23 protein-coding genes and 1 tRNA gene are annotated in these 20,998 nt (G+C 64.1%); 8 read left to right on the forward strand and 16 right to left on the reverse strand.

What is annotated here, in order from left to right; translation table 11 throughout:
- Positions 1–75: 75 nt before the first annotated feature.
- A complete protein-coding gene (locus tag AB0T83_RS13750) occupies positions 76–822 on the forward strand; it encodes a hypothetical protein (RefSeq protein ID WP_366193721.1) in 747 nt (248 codons plus the stop codon).
- Between the two features lie 42 nt (positions 823–864).
- On the opposite strand, the gene AB0T83_RS13755 is transcribed toward AB0T83_RS13750, so the two are convergent.
- The 7 genes from AB0T83_RS13755 to AB0T83_RS13785 all read right to left on the reverse strand — a co-directional run bounded on the left by AB0T83_RS13755 (position 865) and on the right by AB0T83_RS13785 (position 7,278).
- Positions 865–1,470 (reverse strand): VPLPA-CTERM sorting domain-containing protein, encoded by a 606-nt coding sequence (locus AB0T83_RS13755; protein ID WP_366193722.1) that lies wholly within the window; start codon positions 1,468–1,470, stop codon positions 865–867.
- A gap of 151 nt (positions 1,471–1,621) precedes the next feature.
- Positions 1,622–2,677, reverse strand: a complete 1,056-nt coding sequence (gene dctP / locus AB0T83_RS13760) for a TRAP transporter substrate-binding protein DctP (RefSeq protein ID WP_366193724.1) — start codon at positions 2,675–2,677, stop codon at positions 1,622–1,624.
- 29 nt (positions 2,678–2,706) lie between these two features.
- The gene (locus AB0T83_RS13765) at positions 2,707–3,996 is read right to left on the reverse strand and encodes a TRAP transporter large permease (RefSeq protein WP_366193726.1); all 1,290 of its coding nucleotides are present in this window, start codon (positions 3,994–3,996) and stop codon (positions 2,707–2,709) included.
- The gene (locus AB0T83_RS13770) at positions 3,996–4,652 is read right to left on the reverse strand and encodes a TRAP transporter small permease (protein WP_366193727.1); all 657 of its coding nucleotides are present in this window, start codon (positions 4,650–4,652) and stop codon (positions 3,996–3,998) included. Before AB0T83_RS13770 ends, AB0T83_RS13765 begins: the two co-directional genes overlap by 1 nt.
- A 60-nt stretch (positions 4,653–4,712) precedes the next feature.
- Positions 4,713–5,228: a flavin reductase family protein gene (locus tag AB0T83_RS13775; protein WP_366193728.1), complete on the reverse strand. Its 516-nt coding sequence runs from the start codon at positions 5,226–5,228 to the stop codon at positions 4,713–4,715.
- Positions 5,229–5,230: 2 nt separating this feature from the next.
- The gene (locus AB0T83_RS13780; RefSeq protein ID WP_366193730.1) at positions 5,231–6,124 is read right to left on the reverse strand and encodes an aldo/keto reductase; all 894 of its coding nucleotides are present in this window, start codon (positions 6,122–6,124) and stop codon (positions 5,231–5,233) included.
- Entirely contained in the window at positions 6,124–7,278 is a 1,155-nt protein-coding gene (locus AB0T83_RS13785) for an LLM class flavin-dependent oxidoreductase (protein ID WP_366193731.1), read from the reverse strand. Before AB0T83_RS13785 ends, AB0T83_RS13780 begins: the two co-directional genes overlap by 1 nt.
- 81 nt (positions 7,279–7,359) lie before the next feature.
- Between AB0T83_RS13785 and AB0T83_RS13790 the strand changes: the two genes are divergently transcribed.
- Positions 7,360–8,058 carry a GntR family transcriptional regulator gene (locus AB0T83_RS13790; RefSeq protein ID WP_366193733.1) on the forward strand — a complete coding sequence of 233 codons (699 nt, stop codon included), beginning with the start codon at positions 7,360–7,362 and terminating at the stop codon, positions 8,056–8,058.
- A gap of 10 nt (positions 8,059–8,068) precedes the next feature.
- The gene (locus AB0T83_RS13795; RefSeq protein WP_366193734.1) at positions 8,069–9,202 is read left to right on the forward strand and encodes a Gfo/Idh/MocA family protein; all 1,134 of its coding nucleotides are present in this window, start codon (positions 8,069–8,071) and stop codon (positions 9,200–9,202) included.
- On the opposite strand, the gene AB0T83_RS13800 is transcribed toward AB0T83_RS13795, so the two are convergent.
- The 4 genes from AB0T83_RS13800 to AB0T83_RS13815 form a co-directional block, all read right to left on the reverse strand.
- Positions 9,175–9,909 carry a DsbA family protein gene (locus AB0T83_RS13800; protein ID WP_366193735.1) on the reverse strand — a complete coding sequence of 245 codons (735 nt, stop codon included), beginning with the start codon at positions 9,907–9,909 and terminating at the stop codon, positions 9,175–9,177. The two genes, AB0T83_RS13795 and AB0T83_RS13800, sit on opposite strands and share 28 nt — an antisense overlap.
- A gap of 118 nt (positions 9,910–10,027) precedes the next feature.
- Positions 10,028–10,654: a M13-type metalloendopeptidase gene (locus tag AB0T83_RS13805; RefSeq protein ID WP_366193736.1), complete on the reverse strand. Its 627-nt coding sequence runs from the start codon at positions 10,652–10,654 to the stop codon at positions 10,028–10,030.
- A 262-nt stretch (positions 10,655–10,916) separates the two neighbouring features.
- Entirely contained in the window at positions 10,917–11,099 is a 183-nt protein-coding gene (locus AB0T83_RS13810; RefSeq protein ID WP_366193737.1) for a hypothetical protein, read from the reverse strand.
- Entirely contained in the window at positions 11,069–11,548 is a 480-nt protein-coding gene (locus AB0T83_RS13815) for a M13 family metallopeptidase N-terminal domain-containing protein (RefSeq protein ID WP_366193738.1), read from the reverse strand. Before AB0T83_RS13815 ends, AB0T83_RS13810 begins: the two co-directional genes overlap by 31 nt.
- Before the next feature lie 688 nt (positions 11,549–12,236).
- On the opposite strand from AB0T83_RS13815, the gene AB0T83_RS13820 reads away from it, so the two are divergent.
- The 3 genes from AB0T83_RS13820 to AB0T83_RS13835 all read left to right on the forward strand — a co-directional run bounded on the left by AB0T83_RS13820 (position 12,237) and on the right by AB0T83_RS13835 (position 15,104).
- The gene (locus AB0T83_RS13820; RefSeq protein ID WP_366193740.1) at positions 12,237–13,052 is read left to right on the forward strand and encodes a DUF2189 domain-containing protein; all 816 of its coding nucleotides are present in this window, start codon (positions 12,237–12,239) and stop codon (positions 13,050–13,052) included.
- A gap of 870 nt (positions 13,053–13,922) precedes the next feature.
- Positions 13,923–14,309 carry a hypothetical protein gene (locus AB0T83_RS13830; protein WP_366193741.1) on the forward strand — a complete coding sequence of 129 codons (387 nt, stop codon included), beginning with the start codon at positions 13,923–13,925 and terminating at the stop codon, positions 14,307–14,309.
- Positions 14,310–14,318: 9 nt separating this feature from the next.
- Positions 14,319–15,104 (forward strand): TIR domain-containing protein, encoded by a 786-nt coding sequence (locus tag AB0T83_RS13835; RefSeq protein WP_366193743.1) that lies wholly within the window; start codon positions 14,319–14,321, stop codon positions 15,102–15,104.
- 128 nt (positions 15,105–15,232) lie between these two features.
- Here AB0T83_RS13835 and AB0T83_RS13840 read toward each other — a convergent pair.
- Together AB0T83_RS13840 and AB0T83_RS13845 are read right to left on the reverse strand one after the other, a co-directional pair.
- Positions 15,233–15,307, reverse strand: a tRNA-Asn gene (locus tag AB0T83_RS13840).
- 69 nt (positions 15,308–15,376) lie between these two features.
- Entirely contained in the window at positions 15,377–16,288 is a 912-nt protein-coding gene (locus AB0T83_RS13845) for an MBL fold metallo-hydrolase (protein ID WP_366193744.1), read from the reverse strand.
- Between the two features lie 42 nt (positions 16,289–16,330).
- On the opposite strand from AB0T83_RS13845, the gene AB0T83_RS13850 reads away from it, so the two are divergent.
- Both AB0T83_RS13850 and AB0T83_RS13855 read left to right on the forward strand, forming a co-directional pair.
- The gene (locus tag AB0T83_RS13850; RefSeq protein WP_366193745.1) at positions 16,331–17,650 is read left to right on the forward strand and encodes an ATP-binding protein; all 1,320 of its coding nucleotides are present in this window, start codon (positions 16,331–16,333) and stop codon (positions 17,648–17,650) included.
- 56 nt (positions 17,651–17,706) lie between these two features.
- Entirely contained in the window at positions 17,707–18,597 is an 891-nt protein-coding gene (locus AB0T83_RS13855; RefSeq protein WP_366193747.1) for a substrate-binding domain-containing protein, read from the forward strand.
- 7 nt (positions 18,598–18,604) lie between these two features.
- Here AB0T83_RS13855 and AB0T83_RS13860 read toward each other — a convergent pair whose 3' ends face one another.
- From AB0T83_RS13860 to AB0T83_RS13870, 3 genes are read right to left on the reverse strand one after another with little or no spacing between them, the layout of a single operon-like run.
- Positions 18,605–19,390 (reverse strand): ABC transporter substrate-binding protein, encoded by a 786-nt coding sequence (locus AB0T83_RS13860; protein ID WP_366193759.1) that lies wholly within the window; start codon positions 19,388–19,390, stop codon positions 18,605–18,607.
- A 54-nt stretch (positions 19,391–19,444) separates the two neighbouring features.
- A complete protein-coding gene (locus AB0T83_RS13865; protein ID WP_366193748.1) occupies positions 19,445–20,212 on the reverse strand; it encodes an ATP-binding cassette domain-containing protein in 768 nt (255 codons plus the stop codon).
- Positions 20,205–20,912, reverse strand: coding sequence for an ABC transporter permease (locus tag AB0T83_RS13870; protein ID WP_366193749.1), 708 nt, complete (start codon positions 20,910–20,912; stop codon positions 20,205–20,207). Before AB0T83_RS13870 ends, AB0T83_RS13865 begins: the two co-directional genes overlap by 8 nt.
- Positions 20,913–20,998: the final 86 nt, after the last annotated feature.

Raw genomic sequence — 20,998 nt, forward strand, 5'->3', positions numbered from 1 at the left:
CGGTGGGCCGGGGTCCAATCCGCCCCGCGCAGCCGTGCCGCCGTGTCCCATCCACACTACAAGGGGGGACGTGGGATGCTGAGATTGGTTCTGCTGATGGCGCTGCTGTGGCCAGGCACCGCGATGGCCGTGGTGATGTCCGCCAAGGAGATCACGCCGAATACCGACGAAATCTACAATTCAGCCTTTTGGTTCAGGATCGATCTTGAGGACGACCGGCCGCGGGGGCCGTATTCCGAGTCGGTGTTCTTTTCCATGGGCGGCGCCCATTGGAAGGTTGCCGGAACGGTAACCTTTTCGGGCGATGCCAGCGCGGCGGGAAGCGAAACCATGAGCTTCTCGTCCATCGGGTACACTCATCTGACCCACCCGCACCCGTCCGAGGCCATCAGCGGCTATGCCTCCCTGCCGAGGACATTCACCGCATCCGACTACCTGAACTACCGGCTGGACATGAACGGCAACCGGGTGCCGAAGCTGGACGGGAAGCGGATTCGGGTTTGGCTGTTCAATGTCGAGGAACCGCATATCGCGGCGCCGGGTGAGGGCATGGGGCAGGGCCATGACGACACCTTCAAGGGCAAGTTCGGCACCACGGTGGGCACCCATTTCATTCGCCCGGACAATGACGTGTTCACCATTTTCAAAAGGGTCGATATTCGCTTCGAATCCGTCCACCCGGCGCCGGTGCCGCCCGCAGCGCTGGCCCTGGGATCAGCGCTGGCCGGGCTTGTGGGGCTGGGCTGGATGAGGCGTCGGCAAAAACCTGACGCGCGGCGCGGTGGCGCCAAAAACAAAAGGCAGGCCATCTGGCCTGCCTGATCGGATCGGTCCAGGGTGCGGAGGGATCCTCTCCCCAGATCGTTACCTCTTGCGGCGGAAGCGGCGCGCCAGCACCAGCGCGCCAAGCCCAGTGGCAGCCAGTGGCAGCCCTGCGGGCAGCGGAATCGGCGCCGGTGCATTGCTCGGCGGCAGGCCACCGGACTTGGTGATGACGTAGCTGACGCCATTGCCGTTCTTGAAATCGGCGTTGAAGAAGTCGACCGCCACGGCCAGCGGGCCGGTGTATCCATCCAGCGCGAAGGAGATCTTCAGCGGGGTGCTGTCGCTGATCTTGTCGTAGCTGGCCCCGAATTCCAGCGACCACCAGTCGTTCTTGTTCTTGAACGCCTCGTCCTTGATGCGCAGGTTCAGGCCGCCCCAGTTGCCCCCCACATTGGTGAAGGAGAAGTCCAGCGAGGTGGTGCCGTCTTCGAAACCGTCAAAGAACAGGAAATCGCTGTCGCCGTTGTTCTTCTGGCCGCCGATCACGGTGCCCACGTCCTTGCCGAAAACGGCGGACTGGTTGGGGTTGTTGCCAAACTCCCCCGACACGGCTTCATCCGCGACAACGGTGGCCGCCACAACCGGCGCGGCGCCCAGAAACAGGGCGGCAAATACTGCCAGAAATGTCCTGCGATGGAAGGTCATCTGTCTATCCTCACTCTCACCTTGGATATGGCCCCGGGCGATCCTGCGCACAATGGAGTGAAGGATAGAATAACGTGCCGTGACGCAACGTTACGTGCACGTCAAGCAGGACTGCGGGCCAATCCGACGCCGGGCCGGCCCGCAGTAGGGATTATTGCAGGTCGGCGCTGCGCGCGGCGTCCAGTTCCGCCTCGGCCTCGGCCACCGCCTCGGTCAGGGCGGTGAAGATCGGCTCGCCGCGATCCACGTTCTGCTTGAACCATTCGTAGACCGGTGCGGCGGCTTCCTTGAACGCGGCCTTTTCCTCGGGCGTCGGCACGTAAAGGTCACCACCACCGGCAACGAATTCCTCATAGGCGGCGATGGATTTTCGCTTGGGCGAGGCAAAGGTGGCCTGTTGCAGCGCATAGAACCCATCGACCACGACGCGGCGCAGGCCTTCCGGCATCTCCATGAAGCGGGCGTTGTTCATCCACCACAGGGCGCCCATGTAGGCGTGGCCGTCCAGCGTGACGTATTGCAGCCCGGCATCGGGAAATTTCATGCCCATGATGTCGGTGATGCCGTTCTTGGAGCCTTCGACGACGCCGGTCTGGAACGAGGTGAACAGTTCGGGCCACGGGATCGGGGTCGGCGAGGCGCCAAGCGCGCGCACCAGTTCCTGCGGCAGGTCGGCGACCACGGTGCGGATCTTCAGCCCTTCCATGTCGGCCGGGGTCTGCACGCGCCGCTTGGTGTTGGCGAAGTTGCGCCAGCCGCCGGTGTTGCCGATGGTCATCAGGCGGATGGTGCCGCCGGAATCCTCAAGCGCCATATTGCGCATGGTGCGGGTGAAGTCGCCCTGCAGCACGGCTTCGGCGATGCGGTCGTCGGCCATCAGATAGGGCAGATCCAGCACTTGCACATAGGGGAAGATCCCCGCCGCCCCGCCCGAGGTCGAGATATAGATGTCGATCGAGCCATCGGCGATGCCCTGCAGGCACTCCGCCCCGTTTGAGCACAGCTGCGTGCCCATGAACAATTCGACCTCGATGGCGCCGTTCGAGGCCGCCTCGACGAAGTTCTTGAAGACGATCAGGCCGTCGTAATCCTCGTCGGCCTCGTTGGCGTTGGCGGTGGCGCGCAGCGTGTAATCCGCCGCCATGGCCGCCATCGGCGTGACCGCAAGGGCCGCGGCCAGAAGCGGTTTGGTTAGGTTCTTGAGCATGTCTCTCTCCCTGTAGTTGTTTTGTTTGCTCAGTTCACGAAGCCCGCGAGGCGGGGGATGGTCATCGAGAAGGCGGGGACGAAGGTGATCAGGAAGATCACCACCACCTCGACGGCCAGAAACGGCAGGATGGCTTTGGAAATTGTCTCGACCCGTTCGCCCGACACCGACGAGGCGACGAACAGAACCAGCCCCATGGGCGGCGTGGCCAGCCCCACCGTCAGGTTGACGCTCATGATGATGGCGAAATGCACTGGGTCAACGCCCAGATCGACGAAGATCGGGCCCAGAATCGGGCCAAGGATGATGATCGCCGGGCCCGCGTCCAGGAACATGCCGACAATGAACAGCAGCAGGTTGATCAGGAACAGCAGGACCAGCGGGTTCTGGCTGAGGCCAAGGATGAACTCGGCCAGAATCTCCGGGGCGTGGGACAGGCTGACCACGGTCTTGAAGGCCATGGCGGCGCCGACCAGCAGAAGCACCACCGCCGAGGTGGTGCCGGCCTTGGCCAGAATGTCGGGCAGATCCGCCAATTTCAGGCTGCCCATGATGAAAAAGCCGATGAGCAGGGCATATGCGACGGCGACGGTCGCGGCCTCGGTCGGGGTGAAGACGCCGCCCAGGATGCCACCCAGGATTATGACCGGGGTCATCAGCGGAAAGAAGGCGCGCAGGCTGGCGTGTCCCCGCTGCCGCCATGTGGTCTTGGCCGAGGCGATGGGAAAGTCATAACGGTCGGCCATGACCTTGACCATCAGCATCAGCCCGACCCCGACCATGATCCCCGGCACGATGCCCGCCAGAAACAGCGCGGCCACGCTTTCGCCCATGACATAGGCATAGATGATCATGATGCCCGAGGGCGGGATGATCGGGCCGATCACCGAACTGGCGGCGGTGATGGCGGCGGCGAAACGGCGGGTATAGCCCTGGCGTTCCATCGCCGGGATCAGCATCGACCCCAGCGCCGAGGTGTCCGCCACCGCCGAACCCGACAGCCCGGCAAACAGCATCGACGACAGCACGTTCACATGCGCCAGCCCGCCGCGCAGATGCCCCATCAGGGCTTGCGCGAATTCCACCAGCCGTTCTGTGATGCCGCCGCGGTTCATCAACTCGCCCGCCAGCATGAAGAAGGGAATGGCCATCAGCGGGAAGCTGTCCATACCGTTGTAGACATTGCGATAAAGCAGGGCGATGTCGCGCTCCTGCCCGTTCAGCCACAACAGCAGTCCGGGGGCGGCCAGCAGCGCGAAGAACACCGGCAGGCCGACCATCAGGAAGATCAGGAAGACGGGCAGGAACCAGATCAGCATCACTCGGCCTCCACGACATCGTGCGGCAGCGTACGCAGTTGGTCCTCAAGGCCCAGCAAGGTCGCCAGCCCGCGCAGCAGCAATTCGACATTAACCAGTACCAGCAGGATCAGCCCGACGTAGAGCGAGGCATACATCATCGCCAGCGGCATCTTGGCCCAGCCCCAGGTCAGCGCGAAGGCGGCATCGGCCTTGGTGCACAGGGTCAGCGAAAGGTCGAGACCGGGCAGGGGCATCGCGAAACTGAAGGTAAAGGGCATCCACAGGGTCGCGCTTTTGAACAGGCAGCCCGACATGGTGTGGTTGTAGCCCAGCTGTACGCCGACGATCAGCACGATCAGCGACAGGCTGAGCAGGACCAGCGACAGCACCGCGGCCACCCGTTTCGGCAGCGCGCGTTCCACCATGTCGATGGCGACGAAACCGCCCCGGCGAAAGGCGTAGGGTGCGATCAGCCCGGTCATCCACAGCATCAGGAAGCGCGCGGCTTCGTCCGGCCAGGGCAGGGCGTTGTTCAGAACGTAGCGGAACACCACCTGGATCAGGATCACAATCACCATCAGCGCCATGGCGACCACGGTCACGCCCTGGCCCAGCCGCCCCATGGCGGTGTTGACAATCTCGAACGGGCGCAGCAGCGCCAGCAGAATGGGCATCCGCCGTGATCCTCCCTGATCGGGCCGACGTTGCGGCCCATGGTCTCCCCTCCTGTATGCTCAGGAGGTGGAGAAACTTCCGAATTTGCCCTGCACGAAGAGCAGGGGCAGGCCGTGGCGCGCCGAGACACTGGTCACTTTCGACACGAGGATAATGTGATCCCCGCCATCATGGGCCGCCACGGTTTCGCAATCAAAGCGCGTCAGGCAGCCGCCCAGACAGGGCACTCCGTTACCGTCGGGCTGCCAGTCGGTCTGCGCGAAATCAAAGCCGTCGCGGGCAAAGCGCCAGGCCAGATCCTGCTGGCCGCGTTCCAGCACGTGGATCGCGCTGTGTCGGGCCTCGGCGAAGGCGGCGCAGCGGTCCGAAGCCTTGTCCACCGACCACAGCACAAGTGCCGGCTCCAGCGAGACGCTGGCGAAACTGTTGACGGTAATGGCGCAGGGGCCCAGGTCGGTGGTGGTGGTGATGACCGTGACGCCAGTGCCGAACGAGCCGAGCGCGGTGCGATAGGCCCGTTGCGTGTCGGGTGCGGGCTGGAATGTCTCTATCGAAATCGCGCTGCTCCCGTCCATGCTCAAGGCACCTCTTGTCCCAGGGCCGCCGTGTAGAAGTCGAACCAGTCCTCCCGCGACATCTCCACTTTGCACGCCTCGGACAATCGTGCAATCCGTGCCAGGCTGTTGGTGCCCATGACCGGAAGGATGCGGGCGGGATGCGCCAGCAGCCAGGCCACCGCCACGGCACTGGCATCGACGTCATGCTTTTCGCCGAAGGCTGCAAGTTTGTCGTGCAGGGCGCTGTTTTCGGGGGCAAACAAGGCGCCTCCCGCCAGCGGTGACCAGGCCATCGGCGCGACGCCGGCCTGCATCAGCGTGGCCAGTTCGCCATTGCGGAAAGGGTCCGAGGCCAGCAGGCTGATCTCGATCTGGTTGGTGATCAGCGTCGTGGACATGCGCGATTGCAGCAGGTTGAATTCGGCGGGCAGGAAGTTCGACACGCCCACATGCCCGACCTTGCCCGAGGCCACCATGTCATCCAGCGCGGTGCCGGTCTCGTCGGCGTTCATGAAGGGATCGGGGCGATGGATCAGCAGCAGGTCGATGCGCTCGATCTCCATCTCGCGCAGGGAAAGGTCCACCGATTTCTCGATGTGTGCCCGCGAGGTGTCATAGTATTTCACCCGCGCATCGGAATAGCGCCCCGCCGGGGCAACGATCCCGCATTTGGTGATGATCTGCATCTGGTCGCGCAGGGCCGGGGCGGCCCGCAGGGCGCTGCCCAAAACCGCCTCTGAGGTGTAGCCGCCATAGATGTCGGCCTGATCGAAACTGGTGATGCCCTGTGCAAGACAGGCTTCGATCTTGGCCTGCACATGGGCCGGCGAGATGTTGTCGTCATCGGCCAGCCGCCACATGCCATAGACGATGCGCGACAGGTCCAATGTCGGGGACAGGGAAACACGATCCATTACTTGCGCTCTCCGGCTCCTAAAGGGGTCATCGGGGTCTTGTCCGGCACCCGGCCATAGGCGTGCGGCAGCGAACAGGTCTTGAGATGAGGTAGAACCTTTTCCCCGAAAATCCTGCATTCTTCCAGATGCGGGTAGCCCGAGAAGATGAAGGCGCGCATGCCCATCTTGCGATAGGCCTCGATCTCGCTCAGCACCTGATCGACGGATCCGACCAGCGCGGCACCACAGCCCGACCGGGCCCGGCCGATGCCGGTCCACAGATGCGGCTCCACATAGCCGAACTTGTCGGCCAGCGCGCGGGCGCGGGCCTGATGCGAGACCCCCAGCGAGCCGGAATCATGTGCCCGTTCGCGGATCAACTGGCCGTATTCGTCATCCAGCTTCGACACCAGGTGTTCGGCGTATTCCTTGGCTTCGGCCTCGGTGTCGCGCACGATGGTGTGGATCCGCAGGCCATAGTCCAGCGTGCGGCCGTATTTCTCGGCCACGGCGTTGACGGCCTTCATGCGTTCGGCCAGTTGATCCTTGGGCTCCGGCCACATCAGGTAGACGTCGCAATGCTGGCCGCAGAGGTCCAGCGCGTCAGGGGAATAGCCGCCGAAATACAGAAGCGGCCCGCCGGTCTGATAGGGTTTCGCGGGGTCGGTGGTCAGCCCCTCGAAGTCATAGACCTGCCCCTTGTAGGTGATCTGGTCCTGCGTCCACGCTTGTTTCAGGATCTCCACCACCTCGCGCGAGCGCTGGTAGCGGAAGCTGCTGTCTTCTTTCTCTCCGGGAAAGTCGCTGCTGATGATGTTGACCGTCAGGCGACCCTGCAACATGTGATCCAGCGTGGCGATGGTGCGGGCCAGCATGATCGGTTGCATCTCGCCGCAACGCACGGCGGCCAGCATGTTGATGCGATCGGTGATCGGCGCGCATCCGGCCACGAAGCTGAGCGTATCCTGCCCGACCTGGTAGGACGAGGGGCACAGGATGTTGCGGAATCCCTGGGATTCGGCCTCGCGCAGGATTGCCGAGCAATGCGCGAAACTGGACCGCAGGTCGCCCTCGGGCACGCCCAGCAAGCGATAGTCGTCCGAACACAGGGCCGAGAACCACGACACCTCGGATGCATCAAGATCTGCGGATGTGACTGGCACCACCGTCATCGAATTCCCCCCGTTGTTTCCTCTTGCCTAGCATCGCGCAATTGCTGCATCAATAGTAAATCAATTCGGGAGGGGGATGGCGTGGCCGATCGTGCGGCACTGCCCAAGTATCTGCAGATTGCCGAGTTTCTGGTACGTGAAATCGCGGCCGGACGCTTGCGCGTGGGCGATCGCCTGCCGCCCGAACGGCAGATGGCGGACGGCATGGGCATTGCCGTCGGCACCCTGCGCAAGGCGCTGGCGCGGCTGGAGGATCAGGGCGTGCTGGAGCGTCGGCAAGGGTCGGGGAACTACATCCTCGACACCGGACAGGGCGGCTCGATCTATGCCTTTTTCCGGCTGGAACGGCTGGATGGCGGCGGCCTGCCACAGGCCCGTGTGCTGTCTGTGGCGCGCCTGCCCAAGCCTGCCGATCTGCCGGATTTCGGCGGCTCGGACACCGGGCACCGCATCCGCCGCCTGCGTTTTCTGGACGATCGCGCGGTGGCGGCGGAAGAGATCTGGCTGGATGGCGCGATCACCGACCGGCTGGATCCGCAGGCGCTGTCTGAATCGCTCTACCTCTACTACCGGGAAACCCTCGGGCTTTGGATCACCGCCATCGAGGATCGGATCGGCGTCGATGCCATGCCCGATTGGGGGCAGGACACTGGTTGTGGCGCGGGCGCGGTCTGCGGCCATGTCCTGCGCCAGAGCCGCACCAGTGACGGGGCGCTGCCCGAGGTCTCCCGCACCTGGTTCAACCACGACCGCGCCCGCTATGTGGCGCGCAATAGCTAGGAGAGCAGGCATGACGCCAAAGCGCTATGGCATCATCGGATGCGGCATGATGGGGCAGGAGCATATCCGCAACATCGCGATTCTGGACGGTGCCGAAGTGACCGCGCTGTGCGATCCCGATGCGGGAATGCGCGCTGCCGCGCAGGCGCTGGTACCGGGGGCCGTGGCGGTGGCCGATCTGGCGGACCTGCTGGCCCTGCCGGATCTGGATGCGCTGGTGATCGTCAGCCCCAACGACTGCCATGTGGCGCAGATGGAGCAGATCGCCGCCACGCGCCCGTTGCCGCTGCTGGTGGAAAAGCCGCTGTTCACCGATCCCGCCGATGCGGCCCGGCTGGCGGCGCTGCACGCGCGCTATCCGGCGCCGATCTGGGTGGCGATGGAATACCGCTACATGCCGCCCATCGCGGCGCTGCTCGACAAGGTGGCCGAGGTCACCGGCGGCGTGCGGATGCTGACCATCCGCGAACATCGCTTTCCCTTTCTCGACAAGGTGGGCGGCTGGAATCGCTACAACGCCCGCACCGGCGGCACGCTGGTCGAGAAATGCTGCCATTTCTTCGACCTGATGCGGTTGGTGGTGGGGGCAGAGCCGGTGCGGATCATGGCCTCGGGTGCGCAGGACGTGAACCACAAGGCCGAGGATGCAGCCGACGGCCCGCCGGACATCTGGGACAACGCCTATGTGATCGTGGATTTTGCCAATGGCGCGCGCGGGATGCTGGAGTTGTGCATGTTCGCGGAAGGATCCGAGTTTCAGGAAGAGATCACCGCCATCGGTCCGCTGGGCAAGATCGAGGCCAGGGTGCCGGGGCCGACCCGGTTCTGGCCTGCCGATCTTGGCCCGCCGCCGGTGTCACGGGTGATCGTGTCGCCGCGCCATCCCAAGCGGCCGCAGATGCTGGAGATACCGGTCGATGAGGCGCTGCTGGACGCGGGCGATCACAACGGCTCGACCTTCTACCAGCATCAGAAGTTCCTGCAGGTACTGCGCGGACAGGGAACGGTCGAGGTCAGCTTCGACGACGGGTTGCGCGCGGTTCTGATGGGACAGGCGGCGCAGGACTCGGCTCTGGACGGGCGGGTCGTTGTTGCGGACCTGCCCGCACAAGCGCCTCAGGTGCAGACACCGGTCTCGGCCTGATCGATCAGGGACTGTACCTCGGCCTTGCTGCGGTTGCCCACCGCCAGTACCGACCCCACCACCAACGCCGGGGTGCCGGGGATCTGGAAGCGTGCCGCCAGCCCGAGGCTGGTGGCGATCCGGGCGGTCACCTCGGGACGCTCCATGTCCTGCAACAGGCGCGGGGCGTCCAGCCCCAGACCCTCGGCCAGCGCGGTCAGATACGGCGGGTCGGGCTGGAAGCGGGTGCGGTGCAGGCGGCTACGCATCTTGGACGCGGCTCCCTGATACTCTGCTGCCACGATGGCCCGCGCCGCCGCGACAGAGGCTGCGCCGAGCAGCGGCAGATCATGCACCGTCACGGCCACCGTTGCCGGGTCCAGCGCGGTGATCCACGGCTCCATGGTCCGGCAAAAGGGGCAGTTGATGTCGGTGAAGTACGCCAGCGGCACGCGCCCCTCAAGCGGCGCGCGGAACAACGCGGCGCAGAGGTCGGTGATCTCGGCGGGCGCAATCCGGGGGCCATCCTGAAGCCCCACCAGCGGATCGAAGGCCCCGGTCACCGCCCCCTGTTCCAACTGAAAGAACCCCGGTACTGATGGATGCGGCGGTGCCGACAATCCGGGCGCGAAGACGCGCCACAATGCGGGCGCCCCGGCCAACAGGGCCACGGCGCCGCCCAGGGCAAGAAATCCGCGCCGGTTGCTCGGGATTTTCGACGTTGTCATCGGGGCGCGGCCTTTTCGTTTCTGGATATCGGTACTGTGCTGCTACGGGCTGTTCTTTCCGTGCAACAATAGGCACAGCAGCGCCGCTGCGCCCCCTGCCCAAAACAGCGCAGGCTGCCTACCAGGCGTTCACCCGCTGCTCGGGCGGCAACCACATGGGATCGCCCTCGGTAATGTCGAGCGCCTCGTAGAAGGCCTTCACATGCTGAAGGGGGGCATAGGCGCGATACTCGGCGGGCGGGTGGCCATCCGCGGCGACGATGGTGCGGATGAACTGCTCGGTCGGCTTCCACGTCCGCATCTGGCTCCAGGCAATGAAACACCGCTGCGAGGGCGACAGCCCGGCGATGATCCCGCCCTGGCGGCAGACCCAGATCGGCGCATCCGTCTCGGGTTCGAGCACCGGCGGTTGCTGGATCGCTGCGGGCACGTCGAAGCTGTTGTATGTGGTGTTGTAGGCGGCGTTGACGACGATCGGCAGGGTGGATTCGGTGTTGAACTGATCGTGGGTGACCGGCCTTTGCGTCCGCGCGCGCAGGCGGTCGTCAAGGAAGCCCGCGATGTACTTCAGGTTCGCCACCGCGTCTGTGCCGATCTCGACCCCGCTGTGATCGATCCATTCATCCGGATCGCCGACCTTGTAGTAGAAGTTTTCCAGCTTGTGCTTTGCGGCGGCACTGGTTTCCTCGGACAGCCCGTTGCGCGACGGCAGGCGGTCGATGAACACGGTCTGGATCCCTGTCACTATGTCGAGCGCCTTCCGAGTAGAAGAGATCCACGTAGACCGGGCACAGCGGACGGCCCAGGGCTTCCTGCAGGAAGGCCAGCACCCGTTCTTCCAGTGGCGGTGCCTCGTCCATTCCGGTCAGGACCGCGAAAAAGGCGCGCTTGGGTTCGTCGAATTCGGTGGACAGGACCTGGGTGGAATTGTCGAGCAAGTGGAAGGCGAAGCAGTCCCGGAAATCCTGCATCGACAGGTCGTGCAGAAGCTGCGAACCTACCGGGAACTAGCGCATCTCGGCGATGATCAGGCGGGCGGGCATGGGGAAGCCGATGACTTCGAAATAGGTGGCAAGATCCAGGTCCGGAATCAGGGCCTGGCACTCGCTGGCCGACATCGGGTTGTTGAACACGCGCGGAACGACCATCTCTTCGGGCGTCAGCTTGCCCGCCTTCTTCGCGGATTCCATGTCTTGCACCGTGTCTGCGATCTGGCGGCCTGCTCTGGGCTGCGCCCGGCAATTTCCATGACCGCCTGAACATAGGCGCGGTAGGCTTCCAGAAGGTGCGCTCCTGCGCTGTTGCCCAGAAGATCGGTGAACTCCTTGGGCGCCCCGAACGACCCTGACCCGCCATAGGTCGCATAGACCGTGCTGTCGGCCAGATCGACCTCGGGCCCGAACCCCATCAGCAGGGCCGGCGTACCGATGTGGACCATGTTGCCGATAAAGCGGATCAGGTCATCCATGTCCGACATCCGGGCGACGCGATCCAGTTCCGGCTGCAATGGTGCAAGCCCTGCGGCATCCAGCGCGGCGGTGTCCATGAAAGCGTTGTAGAAGTCGCCGACCCGCTGGATCCGACTGCCCTTGGGGGCCGTCGCCGCATTGGCGCCTGCCTCGGAGATCGCGATCTTCATCTGTGTGCGGGGGCGTTTCACGCCCAGAGCAGCGGCGCGGAAGGCGGATGGCCCTACAATGTCGGCGTGACCGCGTTCATCGAGAACGGCGGTGCGGGCGGAACCGTTGACGTGTGGCAGATATGACCGGAGGCACCGGCGCGGGCGTCGGCTTTCTGGTCGCCTACGGCACGGCAACCGGCCAGTCCGACCTGAACAGGCTGAGCGGGCGAATTCTCGACCAGCCTGCCGATTGGACTCGGAGTGCGGCAGCTCGGTCTCGGGCTGTCGTTTGCCAATGTTGCGGCTGGTACCGACTTCAAGATGGTGAACGAGGATCCGGTCGGTGACAACCACCAAAACCATCGCGGCCTGCTGCGCTGCACCAAGAGGTTTTGAACCGGCAACGGCAAGTCAGGCATGTGACGGCGGGGGGGAGGGTTCTGTCGCCGTACTTTGCCTCAAAGCGCCAAGGCACTGGACGCAATGGTCACACCGGAGGGGGCATTCATTGCTGGACGCGCAGACGCCCGATCGGGCATATTACAAACCGCCTACGCCGATCCTGGTGGCGGCATAATCGCGCGGAATATACACGTAGGAAACAGCTCAGAAGTGTTCGACCCAACCGAGCCACCTCTGTCTGATGTATCGCTGGATCGGTTGGCAGTCAGACCAATGTGGCGCCGTGCTTTTGGAGGAGTATGTCATGACATCCAAGACCGAAGGGTCCACACCACCGGACAATCAGACGCCGCAGCGGGGCATGCCTCAGGTCAACAAGGTGACGGCGGATGACATCACAGCATCGCTGAAGGCCGGGTTTTCCGACTTTCTGGCACGCCCCGTCATGAGCGGCTTCTTCGGCCTGTTTTATGCGGTTTTTGGAATGCTGTTGGTTGGTTGCCTGGTCTGGTTCGACATGATCTGGATGATCATTCCTGCCTTGGTCGCCTTTCCGCTGGTCGCGCCTTTCGCCGCCGCTGGACTTTATGAAATGTCCCGCCGGTTGGAGGCGGGGGAGAGTTTCGGCTGGGCTGACATCCTCACCGTCATGGCCAATCAACGCAAGCGCGAGATGGGCTGGATGGCCTTCGTCACCCTGTTCATCCTGTGGGTGTGGTTCTACCAGTTTCGGACAGTTCTGGTGATTGTCCTGCAGGATTCATCGTTCTCGGATCTGGACGGCTTCCTGCACACCGTGTTGTTCACACCGGAGGGCTGGACCTTTCTTGCGATTGGCACCTGCGTTGGCGCATTGCTGTCGGCGGTCCTGTTCTCGGTGACCGTTGTCGCCATGCCGATGCTGCTCGACCGGGACATGGATTTCGTTTCCGCCATGATCACGTCTGTGCGCGTCGTCACCGAGAACCCTGCGGTCATGCTCACCTGGGCGGCCGTCATCTCGGTCACCATGCTGCTGTCGCTGGTTCCGGCATTTCTGGGCCTGATCTTCACCCTGCCGATCCTTGGCCACACCACATGGCATCTCTATCAACGGGCCGTGGCACCGGCGGAGGGGTGATCTCTCTAGAGATCCCTCTGATGGGCTGTGTGCCTTTTCGTCAGCAGGGAAGAAAAGCCCCGTTTCCAGGCCATCGCAGAGTGCGTTCTCGGACAAGCCGAAGTGTGCAGGAGGAGCCAACAGCGACAAGCCAATATCGCCCATCCTGAAGATGGCCGGAACACTCGGACCGATTTTTTGTGAGGTTGCGATACTTCTTGCTGGTCGGGGAAAAATTGATCCTCCCTATGACCGGGTCGAGAAACGGGATTGACCGATATTCTGTTTGCCGGGCCTTGTCTCGTCATTGGCTGACGAAGTTCTCACCGAACGTGACGGCGAATTGGGTCCTGGCTTCGGTTCATTCACGGGGCTGGCGTTTCCATTTCAGGGCCGCGCGGTTGAGAACCGGATATGGCAGCTTCGTGGCAACGGCGTCATTCGGGAAAAGGTCCAGAGCGCTCATCGCTTGTCGCAGCTTCGAGTTCTGGGCCTCTGTTGCGTCCGTCGTGCGGATGGACACTTTTGCGCGAAGCGGGTGAAGGCCGCGCTTTCCCTTTCCGCAGGCGCACTTATACTGCGGCCTCTGTGTCGGGTTTGCCAAGGCGCTGGTCACGTCCGGACCGGCCGACTTTTGCGCCGCCCCGTAGTCGAATTTTACGCCGCCGTTGTCACGTCGATCTCGACCAGAGCCTCGTGGCAGAAGCCCGCCTGTTCGAGTCCGAAGGCCTGTCCGCCTGCTCCCGCACAAGTTCGAGTAATGTCAACATGTGGCCTGTCTCTTCTGCTCGAGCCCAATAGGTTGGGTCTACGCCGAGTCTGCCCGCTTGTCAGTAGTTCTGTCATGTTCTAGTTTAGTTCTGACGGAGTGGGTGATCGGCGCAAAGGGAAATGTCAGACCAGCAGATTGAGATATACAGGCAGCGATACGAGACGTTTCGCCATTTAGACAGGCTGCGCTGGCAGATGGCTCAACTGCTCGTGGCAGTACTCTCCGCGGCTGCCCTGATCTTCCGCACCTCTCCAGATGGAGTCGGCGGAACATTCTGGCTGTTCCTCGGTCTTGCCTTCCTGACCATTGCGGTCGTCATGAACCGGATTTCACAGGGCATTGAGAAAAACGGCGTGGTCCTTAAGGAGTTTGGCTCAGCGGTCGGTGACGACAGAGTCCCGAGAACATCGAGCGGGTGGCAGAGCGTGACGCACTGGCTGACGCTCGCCATTGCGATCGGCGGGTTGGGGTGCCTGATATTCGGGCTCAGCGAATTGAAGGGTTAGGGATCAGGAATGACAAAGGCTTTCATCAGCTATCACCATGAGAACGACCAGGACTACAAGCACCACCTGAGCAATCTCGCGCGGCAGTTCGGGGCCTTCCAGGACGGTTCACTGCCAGTGACAGGAATTCCGGACGACAACCGCTCGTCGCAGAGCATACGTCGCCAGATCAGGGACGAGTTCCTGAGCGATAGCGAGGTAACGATTCTTCTATGCGGGGGTGAGACGCGGGGCAGGAAGCACGTCGACTGGGAACTAAAGTCCAGCATGATAAATGGCCGCGTGAACCGCAAATCGGGAATTTTGGTCATCAATCTTCCGGGTGTGGCCAACGGCTGGACCGCTGCCCTGCCAAACGAGAAGAAGGCGCTCTACGGTCACCACGGCGGAGCGTGGACCACGTTCAACCAAAGAACGCAGTTCGAGCAGAAGTACCCGCTGATGCCCGACCGGATCGTGGACAACCTTATGAAGCCCGACGTCGCCATATCGGTGGTGCAGTGGGAGCGGATCGCGAATGATCCCGACACCTTGCGCTGGCTGGTAGACTCGACCGCCGCCGCCGGGCGGTCAAACGAATATGACCTATCGCGTCAAATGCGGCGGAACAACTCTGCCCGCGTTCAGCCTACGCTGGCGGACCTTCTCGCGACACAGTCACCGTCAAATGCCCTGGAACTCGGCTCCGCTCCGGGGAACGCGCTTACCGACTACCTAGAGCGGAGCCCCAGCGATGCAGGCCTGCAGCCTCGTAACGCGCTTCTAGACGCGTTGAACGCGCGACGCGGGTGGTAGCTGGGAAAGAGAGCTCCGCCACTAACGCGTTGAAACGGCTGCGAAAGCCATACGGTCAATCACCGTGTCTATGCTGTACTTGGGCCCCGAGAGGCACCATAAAAATCAGCCTAAGTGCTTGATTTTTATGGCTCCGGCGGTAGGGATCGAACCTACGACCAATTGATTAACAGTCAACTGCTCTACCGCTGAGCTACGCCGGAACATGCGGCGGTGTATAGCTATGCTGTCTGGGGGCGTCCAGAGGCTTTTGACATTTTTTTCACCCCGTTTCAGGCCCGGGAAAACAGCGCCTCGGGGGACAGGCCGGGGGTGGCCCGGACCTTGCCGCGCGTGGTCAGATCTATGAGATGGGCCAGCACGTTGCGCTCGGCCGCGGGCAACAGGGCGGCGGGGGTTTCGCTGTCATAGATGGCGTGTGTAAGCGCGTTCAGCCCGATGCCTTGCGGGGGCAGGGCGGCCAGGATCTGGGCCTCGCGGGCATGACGGTGCGCGATCAGCCAGTCGATGCGCGCGGCCGGATCGGTCACCGGCAGGCCGTGCCCGGGATGCAGGATGCGCGGGGCGAGCGCGCGCAGACGGTGGCAGGACGACAGGAAGGCCGCCAGATCGCCGTCAGGGGGCGAGATCAGGGAACTGGCCCAGCCCATTACCAGATCGCCTGTAAACACGGCGTCGTTCCAGACAAACGCCATGTGGTTGCCCATGTGTCCGGGTGTCCACATCGCGGTGAGTGTCCAGCCCGCGCCCGTCACCTGCGCCCCATCGGGCAGGCAGCGGTCGGGCTGAAACCCGGCATCCACGCCTTCGCCACCGCCTGTAAACCCTTCGGCCACAAGCCGTTGCATCACCGCGCTGCGGCCCGAAGTGGCTGGCCCATAGGCCAGAACCGGGGCGCCGGTGCGATCCGCCAGTGCGCGGGCCAGTGGCGCATGATCCCGATGGGCGTGGGTGACAAGGATCCGCGTGATCCTCTGCCCGGGGCGCAGGACGGCGAGGATGGCCTCAAGATGGGACGCGCTGTCCGGACCGGGATCGATCACCGCAACGTCGCGGTCGCCCAACAGATAGGTGTTGGTGCCCCAAAAGGTCATCGGCGAGGGGTTTGGCGCCAATACCCGGCGCAGGCCGGGGGCGAGGTCTTCGGCCTGTCCGGGAACGGGGGGCTGCCGGGCAATATCCATTTGGCGCTTTCCAGTGCTGCTGCTGCATGGTCAGATGTAGCCATGCTCTTCGCCTGGCTCAAACACTCCCTTCCGCGCAGCCTGTATGGACGCGCAGCACTGATCCTGGTCCTGCCGGTCTTCACCCTGCAATTGGTGGTGTCCGTCGTCTTCATCCAGCGGCATTTCGAAGGTGTCACCCGGCAGATGACCCGCAATGTTCTGGCCGAAACGCGGTATCTTGTGGACAGCGTGAACGCCGCCCCTGACCTGGCTACGGCGCAGGCGCTGGTGGACGACCTGGGCCCGGCGCTGGAACTGGCGGTGTTCCTGCCCGCGCCGCTGCGCGATGGCGACACGCGGGCCTTCTATGACCTGTCGGGGCGGGTGGTGATCGAAACCCTGCACCGGCGTCTGACGGGTGTCTCGGGCATCGATCTCACCAGCAACCAGCGCGAGGTACAGGTGTCGATCGACACCGTGCATGGGGGCATGGACCTGAGGATGCCACGCGGGCGGGTGTCGGCGTCGAACCCGCATCAGCTTCTGGTGCTGATGATCGCGACCGGCGTCTTGATGACGATGATCTCCTTCATCTTCCTGCGCAACCAGCTGCGGCCGATCAAGCGGCTGGCACGGGCGGCGGATGCCTTCGGCAAGGGGCGGCATGTGTACTACCGCCCCACCGGCGCCAGCGAGGTTCGGCTGGCAGGGCAGGCGTTTCTGGACATGCGCAGCCGGATCGAGCGGCAGATGGAGCAACGCACCCTGATGCTCTCGGGCGTCAGCCATGACCTGCGCACGCCGCTGACGCGGCTGAAGCTGGCGCTTGGCATGATGGACGACACCGAGGAAACCGAGGCCATGCGGCGCGATGTGCAGGACATGCAGCACCTGGTGGACGAGTTCCTGAACTTCGTGCGCGGTGATGCGCTGGACGATGCGGTTGAGGCCGATCTGACAGAACTGGTGCGCGCTTGCGTCGTGTCCGCCCGTCGCGGCGGCCATGCGGTGGAACTGTGCCAACTGGATGAAACCGGCAATGTCACCATTCGCCCCATGGCGATCAGCCGGGCACTGGAGAACCTGATCGGCAATGCCGTGCGCTATGGCACCATGGCGGCGGTCACGGTGGTCGTGCGCGAAGGCACCGTCTGCATCCGGGTCGAGGACGACGGGCCGGGCATTCCCAAGGACAGGTTCAAGGATGCGCTGAAACCCTTTGCCCAGCTTGACGCGGCGCGCAACCAGGATCGTGGCACCGGGGTCGGCCTGGGACTGGCCATCGCCTCGGACATCGCGCGGCGGCACGGCGGGCGCCTGCATCTTGGGCGCAGCGCCCGTCTGGGCGGGTTGCAGGCTGAATTGATTGTCGCGCGGTAGTTCCTGCCGGCGCGGAACCGTTGCAGGGACGGGCAACTTCGATCAGACTCGCGGACATGACCGAGCCAACCCCCGCCGAATATCTGACCACCCAGGAGCTGGCCGAGCTTCTGCGGATCAAGGAGCGCAAGGTCTATGACCTTGCCGCCTCGGGGCAGGTGCCCTGTATCCGGGTGGTCGGCAAGCTTCTGTTCCCGCGCGACGAGGTGAACGCCTGGATCCAGGCCGGGCGCAGCGGGCCGGAAGTGCGCGCGGATCTGCCCAGCATCGTCGTCGGCAGCCATGATCCGCTGCTGGAATGGGCGTTGCGCGACAGTGGCAGCGGGCTGGCGGGCCTGTTCGATGGCAGTTTCGACGGGCTGGGCCGGTTTCTGGCGCGCGAGGCCATGGCCTGTGCGCTGCATGTGCACGAACCCTCGGGGCATTGGAACATCGACACGGTTCAAGCGGCGGCCGGGGCGCTGCCGGTGGTGTTGGTGCGGCTGGCAACGCGGCGGCGCGGGCTGCTGCTGGCGCGGGGCAACCCGCTGAAGATCTCCGGTATTAGCGATCTGGCGCCGCATCGCGTGGTTCGCCGGCAGGAGACCGCCGCCAGTGAACGCCATTTTCAACGTCTGGCCGAGGCCGAGGGCCTGATACCGGACGCATTGAACGGACCACGGGGGGCGGCGCGTACCGAGCTGGATCTGGCGCGCGCGGTGGCCGAAGGCCAGGCCGATACCGGCTTCGGGATCGAGGCTGTGGCCAAACCCTTCGGGCTGGATTTCCTGCCGCTGGTCGAGGAACGCTTCGATCTGCTGGTGTGGCGGCAGGCGTGGTTCGCCGAACCGATGCAGGCGCTGATCGGCCTGGTGGGGCGGGCGGGGTTTGCGGATCGCGCCGCCGAACTGGGCGGCTATGACGTGGGCGAGGCGTTGCGTGTCGTGATGAACGGCAGCGCCCCGTAGCCGCACGCTATGGCGCGGCGTTGGGATAGAACAGCTGTGTTCCCTCCACCTTGAAGGCGGCAATCGCGGCCTGCCCGTCGGGGCCTGTCAGCCAGTCGGCAAAGGCCTGTGCTTCGGCCGCCTGCACATTGGGGTGCCGTTCGGGGTTCACCACGATGACGCCGTACTGGTTGAAGAGGCGCGGGTCGCCTTCCAGCACGACCTGATGATCGCCCTTGTTGCCAAAGGAAATCCAGGTCGCCCGGTCGGTCAGCACATAGGCGTCCATGGCCACACCCGCGTTCAGCGTCGCCCCCATGCCCGAGCCGGTTTCGCGGTACCAACTGCCCGAGGCCGCGGCCACATCGGTGCCGGTCTCGCCCCACAGGCGCAATTCGGCCTTGTGGGTGCCGGAATCGTCCCCGCGCGAGGCAAAGGCGGCCTCGGTCGCGGCGATCTTCGCCAGGGCCGCCACAACGTCGGTTTCTGCACGGACGCCGGCCGGATCATCGGCCGGGCCGACGATAACGAAATCATTGTACATCACATCGCGGCGCGGCAGGCCGAAGCCCTCGGCCACGAAAGCCTCCTCGGCGGGCTTGGCGTGGACCAGCAGCACATCGCCATCGCCGTTGCGGGCATTCCGCAGGGCCTGACCGGTGCCCACAGCCACGACGTGGACCGCGATCCCGGTGGCGTCCTGGAACTGCGGCAGGATCGCATCCAGCAGGCCCGAATTCTGGGTCGAGGTCGTGGACTGCACGATGATGGCATCATCGGCGGCGGTGGCGGAAAAGCCGGTGGCAACCAGCATCAGGCCGCCCAGGAAAATGCTTCTGAAGAACACTGTCGGTCACTCTGTCAGGGGCTAACGAAGAAGATCGCCGCTCAAAAATGCCTGTGCGGCGGTGGAGCGGGGCAGGGCAAAGAACCGGTCCGTCGGGGCCTGTTCCCGAACCTGCCCGCGATGCAACAGCACAACCTCGGCGGCCAGCCGCCGGGCCTGCCCCAGATCGTGGGTCACCATCACGATCTTGATGCCGCTGGCACTGATCTGGCGGATCAGGTCTTCGATCTCGCGCGTGGCCGCAGGGTCCAGCGGTGCTGTGGGTTCGTCCAGAAGCAACAGGTCGGGGCCAGTGGCCAGCGCGCGCACCAGCGCCAGCCGTTGCTGTTCGCCCCCCGACAGGGAGCGCGCGGGCTGTTTCGCGCGGGTCTGCAGGTGGCCCTGCGCCAGAAGCGCCGCAATGCGGGCGCGTCTGTCACGCCAGGGGACGCCCTGCTGACGCAGCACGAACCCCAGGTTGCCCGACACGCTGCGCCGTAACAACACCGGCTTCTGAAACAGCATCGCCTGTTTGACGGCGCCGCCGCCCGAGGGATTGGTCAGCGAGATCTGGCCGGTGGTGGCGGGCAGAAGCCCGTGGATCAGGCGCAGCAGCAGGCTCTTGCCCGCGCCATTGGGGCCGATGATGACGCTGGGGCCGGGGGCTTCCAGCGTCAGCGTGGGGATGTTGAGCAGGGTCTTGCGATCCCGCGTGACAGTCAGATCCGACACCGCGACGCGGCAGGCGGGCACGGCGGGGGCCGCGACCTCGGCCCAATCGGTGCGCAAGGGATCGACGTGGTCACGCATGGCTGAACCTCTGCGCCCGCAGCGCGGTTGCGGCCACCGCCGCGTTCACCATCAGCGCGATCAGGATCAGGATCACTCCCAGCGCCAGCGCCAGCGAAAGATTGCCCTTCGAGGTCTCCAGCGCGATCGTGGTCGTCATGACGCGGGTCACATGGTTGATGTTGCCGCCGACGATCAGCACCGCGCCGACCTCGGCCACGGCCCGGCCAAACCCGGCCAGCAGCGCGGTCAGCAATTGAAAGCGCCCGTCCCACAGCAGCGTCGGCACGGTTTGCATCCGGCTCAGCCCCAGCGAGCGCAGCTGGTCGGCATATTCGCCATCCAACTCGCTGATGATCTGGCGGGTCAGGGCGGTGACGATAGGCAGCACCAGCAGCACTTGCGCCACGATCATCGCGGTGGGGGTATACAGCAGGCTCAAAACGCCCAGTGGGCCGGAGTTCGACAGCAGAAGATAGACCGTGAGCCCCACCACCACCGGCGGCAATCCCATCAGGGCATTGACCACGATGACCACCAGTTGCTTTCCGGGAAAGCGGGTCACCGCAAGAATTGCCCCCAGAGGCAAGCCGATGGCCGCTGCCACGACGGTCGCCGTCAGCGACACCCGCAGCGACAGCAGAACAATGGACCACATGTCCGGATCCCCGGAGAGGATCAGGAGCAGTGCAGCCCTGAGTTCTTCTGCAAAATTCTGCATTTCCTTCCCAAATCCGACAAATCCGGAAATTTTCACCATCTTGGGGCAGGAATCGCGACCTGTCTACCGGCTTCGTGCACAATTGA

It is taken from the genome of Meridianimarinicoccus marinus (genome assembly GCF_040689105.1).
In the GTDB taxonomy this organism is placed as follows: Bacteria; Pseudomonadota; Alphaproteobacteria; order Rhodobacterales; family Rhodobacteraceae; genus Meridianimarinicoccus; species Meridianimarinicoccus marinus.

Excerpts from the sequence above, each read along its gene's own strand:
- AB0T83_RS13750 (WP_366193721.1), top strand. The coding sequence starts at position 76 with ATGCTGAGATTGGTTCTGCTGATGGCGCTGCTGTGGCCAGGCACCGCG.
- AB0T83_RS13755 (WP_366193722.1), bottom strand. The coding sequence starts at position 1,470 with ATGACCTTCCATCGCAGGACATTTCTGGCAGTATTTGCCGCCCTGTTT.
- dctP (WP_366193724.1), bottom strand. The coding sequence starts at position 2,677 with ATGCTCAAGAACCTAACCAAACCGCTTCTGGCCGCGGCCCTTGCGGTC.
- AB0T83_RS13765 (WP_366193726.1), bottom strand. The coding sequence starts at position 3,996 with ATGCTGATCTGGTTCCTGCCCGTCTTCCTGATCTTCCTGATGGTCGGC.
- AB0T83_RS13770 (WP_366193727.1), bottom strand. The coding sequence starts at position 4,652 with ATGCCCATTCTGCTGGCGCTGCTGCGCCCGTTCGAGATTGTCAACACC.
- AB0T83_RS13775 (WP_366193728.1), bottom strand. The coding sequence starts at position 5,228 with ATGGACGGGAGCAGCGCGATTTCGATAGAGACATTCCAGCCCGCACCC.
- AB0T83_RS13780 (WP_366193730.1), bottom strand. The coding sequence starts at position 6,124 with ATGGATCGTGTTTCCCTGTCCCCGACATTGGACCTGTCGCGCATCGTC.
- AB0T83_RS13785 (WP_366193731.1), bottom strand. The coding sequence starts at position 7,278 with ATGACGGTGGTGCCAGTCACATCCGCAGATCTTGATGCATCCGAGGTG.
- AB0T83_RS13795 (WP_366193734.1), top strand. The coding sequence starts at position 8,069 with ATGACGCCAAAGCGCTATGGCATCATCGGATGCGGCATGATGGGGCAG.
- AB0T83_RS13800 (WP_366193735.1), bottom strand. The coding sequence starts at position 9,909 with ATGACAACGTCGAAAATCCCGAGCAACCGGCGCGGATTTCTTGCCCTG.
- AB0T83_RS13810 (WP_366193737.1), bottom strand. The coding sequence starts at position 11,099 with ATGGAATCCGCGAAGAAGGCGGGCAAGCTGACGCCCGAAGAGATGGTC.
- AB0T83_RS13815 (WP_366193738.1), bottom strand. The coding sequence starts at position 11,548 with ATGAAGATCGCGATCTCCGAGGCAGGCGCCAATGCGGCGACGGCCCCC.
- AB0T83_RS13820 (WP_366193740.1), top strand. The coding sequence starts at position 12,237 with ATGACATCCAAGACCGAAGGGTCCACACCACCGGACAATCAGACGCCG.
- AB0T83_RS13830 (WP_366193741.1), top strand. The coding sequence starts at position 13,923 with ATGTCAGACCAGCAGATTGAGATATACAGGCAGCGATACGAGACGTTT.
- AB0T83_RS13835 (WP_366193743.1), top strand. The coding sequence starts at position 14,319 with ATGACAAAGGCTTTCATCAGCTATCACCATGAGAACGACCAGGACTAC.
- AB0T83_RS13845 (WP_366193744.1), bottom strand. The coding sequence starts at position 16,288 with ATGGATATTGCCCGGCAGCCCCCCGTTCCCGGACAGGCCGAAGACCTC.
- AB0T83_RS13850 (WP_366193745.1), top strand. The coding sequence starts at position 16,331 with ATGCTCTTCGCCTGGCTCAAACACTCCCTTCCGCGCAGCCTGTATGGA.
- AB0T83_RS13855 (WP_366193747.1), top strand. The coding sequence starts at position 17,707 with ATGACCGAGCCAACCCCCGCCGAATATCTGACCACCCAGGAGCTGGCC.
- AB0T83_RS13860 (WP_366193759.1), bottom strand. The coding sequence starts at position 19,390 with ATGCTGGTTGCCACCGGCTTTTCCGCCACCGCCGCCGATGATGCCATC.
- AB0T83_RS13865 (WP_366193748.1), bottom strand. The coding sequence starts at position 20,212 with ATGCGTGACCACGTCGATCCCTTGCGCACCGATTGGGCCGAGGTCGCG.
- AB0T83_RS13870 (WP_366193749.1), bottom strand. The coding sequence starts at position 20,912 with ATGCAGAATTTTGCAGAAGAACTCAGGGCTGCACTGCTCCTGATCCTC.